9 protein-coding genes and 3 tRNA genes are annotated in these 14018 nt (G+C 74.3%); all 12 read right to left on the bottom strand.

Features of this window, described 5'->3' with window-relative positions:
- Positions 1-197: 197 nt before the first annotated feature.
- Complete coding sequence (locus ACFXPX_RS39020) at positions 198-2795, bottom strand: ComEC/Rec2 family competence protein (RefSeq protein WP_380644741.1); 2598 nt, start codon at positions 2793-2795, stop codon at positions 198-200.
- Positions 2796-2880: 85 nt separating this feature from the next.
- Positions 2881-3762, bottom strand: coding sequence for a helix-hairpin-helix domain-containing protein (locus tag ACFXPX_RS39015; protein ID WP_380644740.1), 882 nt, complete (start codon positions 3760-3762; stop codon positions 2881-2883).
- 168 nt (positions 3763-3930) lie between these two features.
- Complete coding sequence (locus ACFXPX_RS39010; protein ID WP_375896665.1) at positions 3931-4776, bottom strand: DegV family protein; 846 nt, start codon at positions 4774-4776, stop codon at positions 3931-3933.
- A gap of 81 nt (positions 4777-4857) precedes the next feature.
- Complete coding sequence (locus ACFXPX_RS39005; protein WP_380644739.1) at positions 4858-5631, bottom strand: hypothetical protein; 774 nt, start codon at positions 5629-5631, stop codon at positions 4858-4860.
- Positions 5632-5941: 310 nt separating this feature from the next.
- A complete protein-coding gene (leuS, locus tag ACFXPX_RS39000) occupies positions 5942-8857 on the bottom strand; it encodes a leucine--tRNA ligase (RefSeq protein ID WP_380593007.1) in 2916 nt (971 codons plus the stop codon).
- Positions 8858-9225: 368 nt separating this feature from the next.
- Positions 9226-10542: a hypothetical protein gene (locus tag ACFXPX_RS38995; protein WP_380524806.1), complete on the bottom strand. Its 1317-nt coding sequence runs from the start codon at positions 10540-10542 to the stop codon at positions 9226-9228.
- 97 nt (positions 10543-10639) lie between these two features.
- Positions 10640-10712 (bottom strand) — tRNA-Ala (locus ACFXPX_RS38990).
- A gap of 364 nt (positions 10713-11076) precedes the next feature.
- Positions 11077-11149, bottom strand: a tRNA-Ala gene (locus tag ACFXPX_RS38985).
- Positions 11150-11204: 55 nt separating this feature from the next.
- Positions 11205-11277: transfer RNA gene (locus ACFXPX_RS38980), tRNA-Ala, on the bottom strand.
- A 152-nt stretch (positions 11278-11429) separates the two neighbouring features.
- Positions 11430-12077 (bottom strand): histidine phosphatase family protein, encoded by a 648-nt coding sequence (locus ACFXPX_RS38975; RefSeq protein ID WP_375896681.1) that lies wholly within the window; start codon positions 12075-12077, stop codon positions 11430-11432.
- Complete coding sequence (gene rsfS / locus ACFXPX_RS38970) at positions 12074-12532, bottom strand: ribosome silencing factor (protein WP_375896675.1); 459 nt, start codon at positions 12530-12532, stop codon at positions 12074-12076. The genes ACFXPX_RS38975 and rsfS overlap by 4 nt, the downstream gene beginning before the upstream one ends.
- A 137-nt stretch (positions 12533-12669) precedes the next feature.
- The coding region (locus ACFXPX_RS38965; RefSeq protein WP_380644738.1) for an LCP family protein at positions 12670-14018 on the bottom strand (1349 nt) is incomplete at its 5' end.

Genomic DNA, 14018 nt, shown 5'->3' with positions numbered 1-14018 from the left:
GGGTTTTGGGGGTGCCCGCGGGGTTTGGTTTGCCGGCGGGGGGGGGGCGTTCGCCGGGGGGGGGGGGGGGGGGGGCCGGGGCCCGCGCCGCAATCCCTTTCCCCGGGGCCCCCGCCCCCGCCCCCCTCCCACCCTCCACCTCCCCCACCCCTACCCCCTGCCCACCCCACCTCGTGGAGGGAAGAAGGAGAGCGGGGTCACTCGGGCGGGGCGCGGGGCCCACGGGTGGAGTGCCCCGGGGCGGTGTGCCCGGCGCGGGTGCCGTGGGCGGGCTGGGGGTGGACGGCGACGGCGAGGGTGGACGGGGAGTCGCCGGTCACGGCGATGTCCCCCGCCCGGTCGGTGCGCAGCACAGTGGCACCCGACGCACGCAAGCGGTCGACGGTACGGGGCGACGGATGCCCGTACGGGTTGCCCTCGCCGCAGGAGATCAGGGCAAGCCGGGGCCGCAGGGCACCGGTCAGGTCCCAGTCCTGGTGGGCCGAGCCGTGGTGCGCGACCTTCAACACGTCCACTCTCCCGAGGCGCCCCAACAGGGCCGACTGGGCGGGCGGTTCGAGGTCACCCAGCAGTGCCATCCGCAGACCGCCGGCCGAGGAGACGAGCAGTGCCACGCTCGCGTTGTTCGCTCCCGGCGCTTCGACGGCCGCCCCTGGAGCGGGCGAAACCACGTCCCAGGACAACTCCGCACCGGCCGAACGCCGTTCACCACGCCCCGCACGCAACAGCGGTACGCCTGCGCCCGCCGCCCAGGCCGTCACCCGGGCCGCCTCTCCCGGTGGGTCGTCCAGCACCGTGCCCTCCACCGCGCCCACCTGGCGCCCCCGCAACACCCCCGGCACGCCTTCGACGTGGTCCGCGTGGAAGTGCGTCAGGAGCAGGAGCGGCACGGTCGTGATGCCGAGCTCCCGCAGGCAGCGGTCAGCGGCGTCCGGATCCGGCCCGGTGTCGATCACCACCGCGCTGTCCGGCGCACCGGTCGACAGGGCCAACATGTCTCCCTGCCCGACGTCGCACATCACCAGCCGCCACCCCGGCGGCGGCCAGCCCGTGGCGATCCGGGCCAGCTGCGGCGGGCGCAGCAGCACGCCCAGCAGCACCACCAGCAGAACGCCGGTCACCACGGCCCGGGCCCAACGACGACGGGCACCCGCCGGACGGCCGGACTCCACTCGGCGGGGCAGCAGCAGCGGCGCCACCCAGCAGGCCGCCAGGGTCGCCAGGGCGACCGTCGCCACCCCGAACCAGCCTCCGGGCCACGACAGTTGCCCACCGGGCAGCTCGGCCCCGCGCCGACCGACGAAGGCCAGCCAGCCGGCCGGCACCCCGGCCGGCTCGGCCAGCAGCCGGGCCAGGGACGGGAAGAACGGTTGCAGCGCGAGCACCCCGAAGCCGAGCAGCGTCGCCGGCGCCACCGCCAGTTCGGCCAGCAGGTTGCACGGCACCGCGACCAGGCTGATGTGCCCGGACAGCACCACCGTCACCGGTGCGCACAGTGCCTGCGCCGCCGCCGTGGCCGCCAGCGCACCCGCCAGGTGGTGCGGCCACCGCCGGGCCCGCAGGGACTCGGCCCAGTGCGGCCCGAGGACGAGCAGCCCGGCGGTGGCGAGCACCGAGAGCAGGAAGCCGAAGGAGCGCGCCAGGTACGGGTCCAGCAGCACCAGGACCAGGACGGACCCGGCGAGCGCCGGTACGGCCTGGCGGGGGCGGCCGGTGGCCAGGGCCAGCATGCCGATCAGTCCCGTGCCCGCCGCCCGCAGCACGCTGGGTTCGGGTCGGCAGACCGTCACGAAGGCCAGGGTCAGCGCCGTACCGGCCAGGGCACTGGTGCGCAGCGACAGCCCCGACAGCGCGGCCAGTCCGCGCCGTTCCGCCGTGCCGGCCTGCGCCGGTGCGCCCAGCAGTACGCCGAGGACGATCGCCAGGTTGGCCCCGCTGACGGCCACCAGGTGCACCAGGTCGGTGGCCCGGAAGGCGTCCACCAGGTCGTCGGGCAGTCGCGAGGTGTCGCCGACGACCAGCCCGGGGAGCAGCCCGCGCGCGTCCGGCGGGAGCCCGTCGCTGGCCGTGCGCAGGCCTTCGCGCAGCCGCCCGGCGATCCGCTGCGGCAGGCTCGGCGGTGCGAGCTGCCGGGGCGGGCCGTGGACGAGCAGCAGTGCCGCGGACTCGGTGTCGTAGCCCGCTCCCGCCGGCCGCACCTCGGCCTCGACGGCCAGCCGCTCGGACGGCAGCAGCCGCAGCCAGGAGTCGCTCTCCGGCCCGCGGACCATGACCGTCACCGGGGTGTGTGTCCGGGTGGCCCGTCCGTCCGGGAGAACGGTCGCGCGGTCGGCCACGGCCTCGACGGTGAGGAGGCTCTGCCCACCGGTGGTGCCGCCCCGGGAGGTGTGGACCTTGGGGTCCCCCGCGACGGTCAGCTCCACCTCGACCGCCGTGGCGGGCGTGCCCGGGGCGCGCGGCGGCGCGTGCTCGGCCGCACGGGCGAGCTCCGGCAGCGGGCCCCGGTGCAGGTCGGCGGTGTGCAACGGGGTCGCGATCGCGGCCGCCGCACCGGTGAGCAGGACGGCCGCCAACGCCACTGCCGCCCCGCGCCGGGGCAGCAGGCCCGGCCGGACGAGCAGCAGGACGGCTGCGAGCACGGCGGCACCCGCCGACAGCAGGATCAGCGGCTCGGACCCCGGTTCCACGGGCAGGAGCACCGCTGTGACCAGCCACGCCGAGACGGCGGGCAGCAGCAGTCGGAAGTCGGCGCCCGAGGAGCGGGTGCGCGGGAGCGGCGCGGTGGTGGCGGTCACGGCGGTACCTCCTTTCGGCATCGGCGAGGGGCCCGCGACGGGGCCGGAAGTGGGACGGGAACAGAGGGACGGGAACAGGGGGACGTCAGAGGGTGAGGAGCGGACGGAGTTCGGCGAAGGTGCGGGCACCGATGCCGCTGACCTGCCGGAGCTGGTCGACCGAGCGGAACGAACCGTGCGAGGCGCGGTAGGCGAGGATGCGCTGGGCGAGGGTCGGGCCGACGCCCGGGAGGGCGTCGAGCTGTTCGAGGGTGGCGCGGTTGAGACTGACGGGTGGCCGGGGCGTACCGGCACCGGGCAGTCCGCCGGCGCCTCCGGGAGCGGGGACGGGTACGGGAACGAGCGCCTGCTCACCGACCGTGATCTGCTCACCGTCCGTCAGGACGCGGGCCAGGTTGAGGCTCCGGGTGTCCGTCTCCGGCAGCGGACCGCCAGCCGCCCGCAGCGCGTCGGCCACCCGCGATCCCCCGGGCAGGGTGTGCAGACCGGGCAGGTGGACCCGGCCGCCGACGTCGATGACGACGGCGGGCTCGGCCCCCGGGCCCGCGGGGCCCGTGGGTGGCCCGGCCCCGCTGCCGGGCGGGCCGTCGATGGCGGGCGGGCCCGGCTCCGGCGGCGCCGACGCGGCCGCCAGTGCCGGAACGGCGACCGCCTCCGGTCGGGCCAGCCAGAAGTGCTGCACGGCGTAGCCCACCGCGAAGAGGAGCAGGACGGCCAGCCCGGCCACCGCCCGCCGGTCGAGCGCCAGCGCCGAGGCGAACCGCAGCCGCGCCCCGCCGCCCGGCGGATCGGGGAGGTGCACCGGCTCGGGCGGGCCGGCCTCCGGCGGCTGACCGGCAGTCGGCTCACGGCCCGACGGCTCGCTGACCATCGGCTCGTCCTCTGTCGGCAACAGCGTCGCCATCCGCAGCCGAACCGTCTCGTCGATCGCTTGGCGCTTCGCCGCGCCCAGGCCCAAGGTCGTCATGGCGAGGACGTTAGGAGCACCTCGCGAAACCCGTGGAAATTTCCGAAAGCCTGTGGAAAACCCGGGGGTTGTGGATAAAGAGTGTCACTCACACGGGTGGCCACACCATCACGCAATTGACCCGAGCCGCCCTGAGCCGCCCTGAGCCGCCCGCCCCAACCCCCCGCCTCAGCGCGGCGCGACCACCACCGCCAGCAGCCCCGGCCCGACGTGCGCGCCGATCACCGCCCCGACCTCGCCCACGTACAGCTCCCGCAACCCCGGCACCCGCGCCCGCAGCCGCTCCGCGAGCTGCTCGGCCCGCTCCTCGGCGGCCAGGTGGTGGACGGTGATGTCCACCTCGCCCTCCCCCGAGCGCTCGACCGCGATCTCCTCCAGTCGGGCGATCGCCCGCGACGCCGTCCGCACCTTCTCCAGCGGCTCGATCCGCCCCCCGTCCAGGTGCAGCAACGGCTTGACCGCCAGCGCCGAACCCAGCAGCGCCCGCGCCGCCCCGATCCGCCCGCCCCGGCGCAGGTGCTCCAGGGTGTCCACGTAGAAGAAGCCGCTGGTCCCGGCCGCCCGATCGGTCGCCGCCCCGGCCGCCTCCGCGAGGCCCAGGCCGGCTTCGATCGCCTCGGCCGCCGCCAGCACGCCGTACCCGAGGGCCATTCCGACCAGTCGGCTGTCGACCACCCGCACGGGCACCGGCGCCTCGGCGGCGGCCAGCCGGGCAGCCTCGACCGTGCCGGACAGTTCGCCGGAGATGTGCACCGACACGATTCCCCGCGCCCCGGCCTCGGCGGCCGCCCGGTAGGTGGCGGCGAAGGTCTCCGGGTTGGGCCGTGAGGTGGTCACCCGCTGCTTGCCGCGCAGCGCCTCGGCGACGTCCTTCGGGGAGATCTCGACGCCCTCGCAGCGGACCTCGTCACCGACCGCGACGCTCAGCGGTACCACCGTGATCCCGTGCCGGTCGAGCGCCGCCTGCGGCAGGTAGGCCGTGGAATCGGTGACAAGTGCGAGGTCGGAGGGCATGAGGCGGAGGTTACTCCCCGTTCGTCCGGGATGACAGCAGCTGTCCGCGCGCTCCTGGACAGGCCCGGCCGCGCGCGGGAATCAGCTCGCGGACGGCCCCGTGGAGGGCCCCGCCGACGGCTTCCGCAGCCGCTGCGCCAGCTTCGCCAGCGGGTCGGCCAGCCCGAGGATGTCCTCGGCGTTGGGCCGCCCCCTGCCGTCCGTCAGCCCGGCCCGGGCCGCACCGGCACCGGCACCCGCACCCCCGCCTGCCCCAGCCCCAGCCCCAGCCCCAGCCCCCGCACCGGCAGCACCGCCCCCCGCCGTGTCCCAGTGCCGCAGCGCCCCCGCCTCGCTCTCGCACTCCTGGCTCAGCCGGCTCAGCTCGTCGTCCGCGAACCGGTGCATCCGGTCCTGGGCCGCCCACCGCATGGTCTCCGCGGCGTGGGTGATCCGCTCCGCGCGCTCGCGCAGTTCCGGCAGCTTGGCCGCGATCCGCGTGGTGTCCGGCTCGCGTTCCAGCACCCGCAGCTCGCCGTCCAGCTCGGCCGCGTGCGCGTCGAGCCGGGTGAGCAGCGCGAGCGACTCGCCGAGCTGGCCGTCCTGCTCCAGCCCGCCCTCCAGCACCTGTCGGGTGCCGTCCAGCGAGGTCCGCAGCTGGAGGCGGACGGTGGCGATCTGCGCGGGCGGGCCGACCTTGGTGTACTTCTTCGCCTTGAGGGTGGCGGTCTCGACGGCGCGCCGGGCGTTGGCCTCGTGCCTCTCGACCTTCGCGGCAACGGCCTTGGCCGCCTTGACCGTGCCGACCACGGCCAGGACGAGCGTCGCGACCCCGAAGAGCAGGACCAAGCCGATCATCACGCCGAACACGTCCATCGCGCGTCACCTTCCGCCGCCGTTTCGGCCCCCACCGGGCCCAACGCGGGCCGCACTGCCGTGGGTTCCACCGTAGCCGCCGCACCCGGGCCCGGAAGGCCCGGAACGGGCCCGGCGGACGGAGATCAGGGACAGATCCGGGATCTCCCGGAGGGCCCGCACCCGCTCCACCTGCGCCTCTGCACCCCTGCGCCTCTGCCCCCTGCGCCCCACCCCGCACCCTCGCACGAGGTCCGGACAGAACACCGGGCGGGCGCCCCGAAGGACACCCGCCCGATCAACTCCAGTCCGGAGCCGTCCCGAACCGACCTCAGCCGGTCACGATGTTCACCAGCTTCGGCGCCCGCGCGATCACCTTCCGCACCGCCGCGTCACCGATCGCCGCGACCACCGCCGGGTCCGCCAGCGCCAGCGTCTCCAGCTCCGCGTCCGTGATGCTCGGCGCGACCTCCAGCCGGGCCTTGACCTTGCCCTTGATCTGCACCACGCAGGTCACCGACTCGTCGACCACGTACGCCGGGTCCGCGACCGGGTAGTCGGTGTGCGCCAGCGACTCGCCGTGGCCCAGGCGGCGCCACAGCTCCTCGGCGATGTGCGGGGCCAGCGGCGCGACCATCAGCACCAGCTGCTCGGCCACGGCCCGCGGCGTGGAGCCGCGCTTGACCAGGTAGTTGTTCAGCTCGATCGCCTTGGCGACGGCCGTGTTGAAGCGCAGCCCGGCCATGTCGCCGCGGATGCCGTCGATCGCCTTGTGCAGGGCGCGCAGCGTCGCGTCGTCCGGCTCCTCGTCCGTGACGACCAGTTCGCCGGTGCCCTCGGAGACGACGTTGCGCCACAGCCGCTGCAGGAAGCGGTAGGAGCCGACGACGGCCCGGGTGTCCCACGGACGGGAGACGTCCAGCGGGCCCATCGACATCTCGTACAGGCGCAGGGTGTCCGCACCGTACTCGTCGGCGATCTCGTCCGGGGCGACGGCGTTCTTCAGGGACTTGCCCATCTTGCCGGCCTCGCGCTTGACCGGTTCGCCCTGCCAGAAGTACTTGCCGTCGCGCTCCTCGATCTCGGCGGCGGGCACCGGGAAGCCGCGCTCGTCGCGGTAGACGTCCGCGGTGATCATGCCCTGGTTGAACAGCTTGTGGAACGGCTCGACGGAGGAGACGTGCCCCAGGTCGTGCAGCACCTTGTGCCAGAAGCGGGCGTACAGCAGGTGCAGCACGGCGTGCTCGGCGCCGCCGACGTACAGGTCGGCGCCGCCGGCCGGCTTGGCCTCGGTGGGGCCCAGCCAGTAGCGCTCGTTGGCCGGGTCGGCCACCGCGTCGGCGTTGGTCGGGTCGACGTAGCGCAGGTCGTACCAGCAGGAACCCGCCCAGTTGGGCATGGTGTTGGTCTCGCGGCGGTAGCTGCGGACGCCGTCGCCCAGGTCCAGCTCGACGTTGACCCAGTCCTCGTTGCGGGACAGCGGGGTCTCCGGCGAGGAGGCGGAGTCGAACGCGTCGTAGGTGCGCGGCGAGTAGTCGTCGACCTCGGGGACCTCGACCGGCAGCATCGACTCGGGCAGCGCGTGCATCACGCCGTCCTCGTCGTAGACGATCGGGAACGGCTCGCCCCAGTACCGCTGGCGGCTGAACAGCCAGTCGCGCAGGCGGTAGTTGACGGTGCCCTCGCCGATGCCGCGCTCGGCCAGCCAGGCGGTGGCGGCGGCCTTGGCGTCGACCACGCTCAGCCCGTCCAGGGACAGCGACGAGGACCGGGACCCAGACTGCGCCGAATCACCCTCGGAGCGCACCGAGTTGACGATGACCGAGTCGTAGGTGTCGAAGGCGTCGTCCCACTCCGCCGGGTCCGAGCCGCGCCCGTCGGTGGGCTCGACGACGCAGCGCATCGGCAGCGCGAAGGCGCGGGCGAAGGCGAAGTCGCGGTGGTCGTGGGCGGGGACGGCCATGATGGCGCCGGTGCCGTAGCCCATCAGCACGTAGTCGGCGATGAACACCGGGACGGACGCGCCGCTGACCGGGTTGACGGCGTAGGCGCCGGTGAAGACGCCGGTCTTGACCTTGGCCTCGACCTGGCGCTCGACGTCCGACTTGGCGGCGGCGGTGGCCCGGTAGGCGGCGACGGCCTCGGCGGGGGTGGCGGCGCCGCCGGTCCACTCGGCGGGCACGCCCTCCGGCCAGGCGGCGGGCACGATCGAGTCGACCAGGTCGTGCTCGGGCGCCAGCACCATGTAGGTGGCGCCGAACAGGGTGTCGGGCCGGGTGGTGAAGACGGTGATCTTCCCGCCGTCGACCGCGAAGTCGACCCGGGCGCCCTCGGAGCGGCCGATCCAGTTGCGCTGCTGCAGCTTGATGGCCTCGGGCCAGTCCAGCAGGTCCAGGTCGGCGATCAGGCGGTCGGAGTACGCGGTGATGCGCATCATCCACTGGCGCAGGTTGGACTTGAACACCGGGAAGTTGCCGCGCTCGGAGCGGCCGTCCGCGGTGACCTCCTCGTTGGCCAGCACGGTGCCCAGGCCCGGGCACCAGTTGACCGGCACCTCCTTGGCGTACGCCAGGCGGTACTCGCCCAGCACCTCGTCGCGCTCACCGGCGGTCAGTTCGGCCCAGGCGCGGCCGCCCGGCACCTCACGCTCGCCGGACTCGAACCGGGCGACCAGCTCGGCGATCGGGCGGGCCTTGCCGGCCGCCTCGTCGTACCAGGAGTTGAAGATCTGCAGGAAGATCCACTGCGTCCAGCGGTAGTAGTCCGGGTCGATCGTGGAGATCGAGCGGCGCGGGTCGTGGCCCAGGCCCAGCCGGCGCAGCTGGTGGCGCATGTTGGCGATGTTGGCCTCGGTGGAGACCCGCGGGTGGGTGCCGGTCTGCACCGCGTACTGCTCGGCGGGCAGGCCGAAGGCGTCGTAGCCCAGCGTGTGCAGCACGTTGTGGCCGGTCATCCGCTGGTAGCGGGCGAAGACGTCGGTGGCGATGTAGCCCAGCGGGTGGCCGACGTGCAGGCCCGCGCCCGAGGGGTACGGGAACATGTCCATGATGAAGCTGTGCGGCTTCGCGGCGACGTCGCCGGCGGCCGGGTCGGCCAGCTCACCGGTGGGGTTGGGGGCGTGGAAGGTGCCCTCCTTCTCCCAGATGTCCTGCCAGCGGGACTCGATCTCCGCCGCCAGCGCGGCGCTGTACCGGAACGGCTCGGTCGCGGTCTCGGCCGCGCCGGACGCAGGGGTCGTCTCGCTCATGGTCCTTCAAGCTCCATCGGTGTCAGTTGGCGAACCGCGACGCGGCCGACCGTGGACCCCTCCCACGGCGCGGGCGGGGGCGGAAAACAAAAAATCCCCTCGCAGGAGGGGACGCCACGCCGACTCCGGCACCGCCCGAGGGCGCGGCCGGTCCTGGTCAGCGCGGCCGGCTAAGGAGCAGGCGCACGGTTCGCATGGGCTCAGGGTACCGCAAGCAGGTCAGGGCTCTCCTGGCCGTCCCACCGGCGGCACCGCGCCCCTGCGGCCCCCACGGCCAACCGCGCCGCGCCACCGACCGCCGCACAGCCGCCCACCCCCACAGCCGACCGCCGACCGCCGAACCACGGCCAACCGCCCACCCCCACCGCCTACGGCGCAGCCGCCCGCGCCGTCCCGCCGTCCCGCAGCCCCGCCGCCTCGAAGTCCCGCAGCGCCCGGGCCAGCCGCTCCGACTGCATCCCCGCCGCGAGCGCGCGCGCCAGCCCCGCCGTCCGGGCGGCCTCCCGCTGGTCGCCGAGCCGCCGATGGGTCTCGGCCAGCCGGACCATCAGCAGCGCCTTGGACCGGGCGCGCCCCGACCCGAGCCCGGCGACGGCCTCGGCGAGCAGGGCCTTCGCCATCCGGTGCTGACCGAGCGCCAGCCGCCCCTCCCCCACCATCCCGGCGAGGTCGGCCCGGGCCTCCTCGGTGCCGGGGACGCCGTCGATCTCGGCGAAGGCCCGGGCGGCGGCCGCCTCGGCCTGGTCGGCCTCGCCGCGGCGGCCGTGGGCGCGGGCGATCCTGCCGTACTGGCGGGCCCGCCCGGTGGGGCTGAGTGCGGGCCCGTGGGCGTCCAGGGCGGTGCGCAGCGCGGTGACGGCGTCCAGGCCGCGCCCGCCGCTGCCCTGGGTGGCGAGGGCCACCAGCGCGCCGAGCCCGGCGACCCCGAGCCGGACGTCGCCGCTGACGTGGGCGGCGCGCAGCGCGGCGACGAAGGCCCGCTGGGCGGCCGCGTCGTGGCCGAGGTCGAACGCGGCCCAGCCGGCCAGCCGGGCCAGCCTGCTGGCGGTGCCGTACAGTTCGCGGCCGAGTCGTTCGTCGTACGCGCCGAGCTCCAGGAGCTTTGCCAGCATGGCGAGTTCGGCGCGGGTGGGGCCGAGGACGAGGCCGCCGCCGCAGGAGCGTTCGAGGCGCTGCTTGCTGCGGTAGGAGAGGCCTAGCTCGCCGGCCAGGGTGGGGTCGACGCGCAGCGCGCCCTCGCCGCCGCCGACCGGCGGTGGCGGTGAGGAGAGCCGTTCGGCGGCGTGGTCGAGGTCGGCGCTGCGGAACAGGTCGGTGAGCCGGACCGGTCCGGCGTCGGTGGCGGCCTCGCGCAGCGCGGTCTGGGCGGTGTCGGCGGTCCACGGGTCGGTGAGCAGCCGGGGCGAGAGGATCTTGGCGCCGCGGTGGCCGCCCATGCGGCCCCAGAGCTGCTCGTAGGTGACGGCTATGCCGAGGGTGCGGCTGAGCACCTCGCAGACCGTCTGGTCGTGCGGGCTGCGCGGCACCATGCCGCGGTCGCGCCACTTGTACGGGGCGGTGGAGCTGATCGCCAGGCCCGGCGGGAGGGCGAGGCTCACCTCACGGGCGAGCCGTTCCGGACTCCAGCCGAGCTGGTGCAGTATCCGGGCCAGCTCCTCGTTCCGCCTTCGCTGCAGATCGGCCATGGCACGACGGTAGCGGTCTTTCCCTCCCGTCCGCCGGTGGCATGCACACAACGGCGAAGAGCCGCCCCCCGCAACGGGAGGCGGCTCTTGATCACTGTGGAGCTATGGGGAATTGAACCCCAGACCTCTTGCATGCCATGCAAGCGCTCTACCAACTGAGCTATAGCCCCTTGACCTGCGATGTCGCCGGGTTTCCCGTCGTTTCCGTCCGGTTTCCCTCGGCGACATCGACTACTTTACACGGTCCTGGGGGTGCTCCTGAAATCCGCTTCCCGGGCCGGTCACCGCACCCCCGGTCACCGCACCCCCGGTCACCGCACCCCCGGTCACCGCGCCCCCGGTCCCCGAGCCGACCCGCCCCGACCCGAGCCGACCCGACCCGAGCCGAGCCGCCTGGCACCGTCCCCGCCGGCACCCGGGCGAACAGCAGGGCGCGGGTACGGGGCACAGGACCCCGAGGGCCCCTACCCCGCGATCCCCTCCCAGGAAGCACGAAAGGCCGCCACCCTCAGGTGACGGCCTCTCGAACCACTGTGGAGCTATGGGGAATTGAACCCCAGACCTCTTGCATGCCATGCAAGCGCTCTACCAACTGAGCTATAGCCCCGCGACACTGGCGACCTGGCTCCGGAACTCCGATTTCCACGACCGCCGATGCGGAGTGGAGCTATGGGGAATTGAACCCCAGACCTCTTGCATGCCATGCAAGCGCTCTACCAACTGAGCTATAGCCCCGCACTCACCGGATCTCCCGCTTCCCTTCCGGGCCGCGTTCCTTCCCTGCGAACGAGGAAGACTCTAGCTGGTCAGGCCCGGAACTGCGAAATCCGCTCCTTCCGGGCCCCTCGAAGCCCCCGTCGCCGAGTGCCGTCAGGTGCCGAGTGCCGTCAGGTGTCGTCGCCGATCACCGGCTGCGGGAGCGTGCCCGCGTTGTGCTCCAGCAGACGCCAACCGCGCGCCCCCCTGCCGAGCACCGACCAGCAGCAGTTGGACAGCCCGCCGAAGCACTCCCACACGGGAGGCTCCAGCCCCAGCAGCCGCCCGAGCATGGTCCGGATGGTGCCGCCGTGGCTGACCACGACCAGGGTGCCGTTCTCCGGCAGCTTGGCGACCGCCTCCAGCACCACCGGCACCGAGCGGTCGGCGACCTCGGTGGACAGCTCGCCGCCACCGCGGCGCACCGGCTCCCCGGCCGCCCAGGCCGCGTACTCCTCCGGGTGGCGCTCACGGATCTCGGCGTTGGTCAGGCCCTGCCAGGAGCCCGCGTAGGTCTCCCGCAGCCCCTCGTGGTGCTGCACGTCCAGTCCGGTGACCCGGGCCAGCTCGTCGGCGGTGCGCCGGGCGCGCTTGAGGTCCGAGGAGATCAGCAGGTCGGGGTGCAGGCCGGAGAGCAGCCGGGCCGCCCGCTGGGCCTGCAGCACGCCCTGGCCGGTCAGGTCGATGTCCGTGGTGCCCTGGAAGCGCGATTCGAGGTTCCAGGAGGTCTGGCCGTGCCGCCAGAAGACGACGCGCGGGCCGCGCGCATCCCTGCTCAGTGCAGGTCCTCGGGCTTGCCGAAGTCGTCGGCCGGGGCGACGGCGTTGCCGGCGTCGTCGGTGATCGCGTCGGGGCGGTTGCGCGACTCCACGGCGTCCTCGGGCAGCGGCAGCTCGGGGCAGTCCTTCCAGAGGCGGTCCAGCGAGTAGAAGGAGCGCTCCTCGGAGTGCTGGACGTGCACGACGATGTCCAGGTAGTCGAGCAGGATCCAGCGGCCCTCGCGCTCGCCCTCGCGTCGCACCGGCTTGATGTCCAGCTGCTCGCGCAGCTGGTCCTCGATCTCCTCGGCGATCGAGCGGACCTGGCGGTCGTTGTTCGCGGAGGCGATCAGGAAGGCGTCGGTGATCGACAGCACCTCGCTGACGTCGAAGGCGATGATGTTGTGCGCGAGCTTGTCGGCCGCCGCCTGGGCGGCGACGTTGATGAGCTGCTGGCTGTGGTCGGTGACGGTCACGGTGTTCTTCCGGCTCGGCGGCGTGGGACGGCCCCGGCACGGCGGCAGGGGTCGCCTTCCAGGATCTCACGCCGTCCCCGCGGCCTCGGAACGCATTTCCGGGGCCGCGGGGCGGGCGAGGTGCCGGAGCCGGTCCGCTACTGGGTCTTCGGCGGCTGGTAGTCCTTGCCGAGCACGACCACCAGGTCCGCGTTCTGGGCGTCGCCGACCTTCTTCACCGCCGTGTCCGGCAGCCCCAGGCTGGTCGCCAGGGACTTCGCCGCGCCCTGCCGGGCGTCGTCGGTGTAGCGGATCTCACTGGTGGCCTGCGGCGCGGTCTTGGCGCCGCCCGGGATGAACGTCAGACCCGAGTTGACGATCTGGACCTGCGCCGCGGCGCCCGCCGCGTCGTTGCCGGAGGCGTCCTGGACCGAGACCCGGGCGGGGGCGTCGCCGGCCGCCGCGGACTTCACGGTGCCGCCGAGCACGTCCTTGACCTGCTTGCCGGCGGTCGCCTCGTCCAGGGTGCCGTCGGGCTTGACGGTCAGCGCGGCGGTGCCGAAGTGGCCGTCCTTGGCCTGCTGGGCGAGCTGGGTGAGCACGCCGGCCAGGGCGTCCTCGGGCAGCGAGGGGTCGAGCACCGCGTTCATCCGGTGCACGTCGTCCTTGGCGTCCTTGAACGTGGTCGGCATGGTGCGCACCACGGCGTCCATGACCTGGCCGAACCGGGCCAGCTGGGCGTCCCGGTTCTCGCCGGGCGCCTGGAGGGTGGCGTAGGCGACCGCGGCCTTCCCGCTGAGCAGGGTGTTCTTGCCCGCCGGGGAGAGCTGCTTGCCGTCCGGCTTGCCGCCCTCGCGAGTCTCGGCGTTGGTGTCCACCCGGACGCCGCCGAGCTGGGAGACCAGCAGTTCCAGGTACGGGGTGTCCAGCCGCCAGGTGCCGGCCACCGGGGCGCCGAGCACGGTGGACAGGCCGTCGCGGGTCGCCGAGGCGCCGATCGCGTCCATGGCCTGGCCGACCGTGGTCACCGGCGGGTCACCCGGGCCGGGCAGCCGCAGCACGTCGGGCAGCAGCAGCACCGTGCCCTTGTGCCCGGAGGCGTCGTCGACCAGCAGCGCGCTGGACACCTTGCCCTGGAGGTCGCGCAGGTGGACGACGTTGACCTGCCGCCCGCCCGCCGCGGCGGCCGCGGTCGGCTTGTCCCCGGTGAACCACAGGTAGCCGCCGACGCCGCCGGCCGCGAGCGCCAGCACCACGCCGAGGCCGACCAGCCGGTTCTTGAGCTTGCGGCGGCGCTCGGCGCGCACCTCGCTGCGGGACTCGGCGAACTTCAACCAGTCGATGACGTCCTCGGACTCCTCCGCCTCCTCGTCGACGAAGGTGAACTCGCCCGTCTGGTAGGAGTCCTTGGGCGCCCGGCCGCCGGCCTTGCCGGGACGGGCCCCGGCCACCTGCTCGGAGGGCGCGGCCTGCGCGGCCGGGGCGGCCGCTACCCGGCCAAGCCGAC

Origin of the sequence: Kitasatospora sp. NPDC059146 (assembly GCF_042786665.1) — a bacterium.
GTDB lineage: Bacteria > Actinomycetota > Actinomycetes > Streptomycetales > Streptomycetaceae > Kitasatospora.
This window is presented reverse-complemented; position numbering and strand designations above follow the sequence as displayed.

Bases quoted from the DNA above. Each gene is read 5' to 3' on its own strand.
- ACFXPX_RS39015 (WP_380644740.1), bottom strand. From the start codon at position 3,762: ATGACGACCTTGGGCCTGGGCGCGGCGAAGCGCCAAGCGATCGACGAG.
- ACFXPX_RS39010 (WP_375896665.1), bottom strand. From the start codon at position 4,776: ATGCCCTCCGACCTCGCACTTGTCACCGATTCCACGGCCTACCTGCCG.
- ACFXPX_RS39005 (WP_380644739.1), bottom strand. From the start codon at position 5,631: ATGGACGTGTTCGGCGTGATGATCGGCTTGGTCCTGCTCTTCGGGGTC.
- leuS (WP_380593007.1), bottom strand. From the start codon at position 8,857: ATGAGCGAGACGACCCCTGCGTCCGGCGCGGCCGAGACCGCGACCGAG.
- ACFXPX_RS38995 (WP_380524806.1), bottom strand. From the start codon at position 10,542: ATGGCCGATCTGCAGCGAAGGCGGAACGAGGAGCTGGCCCGGATACTG.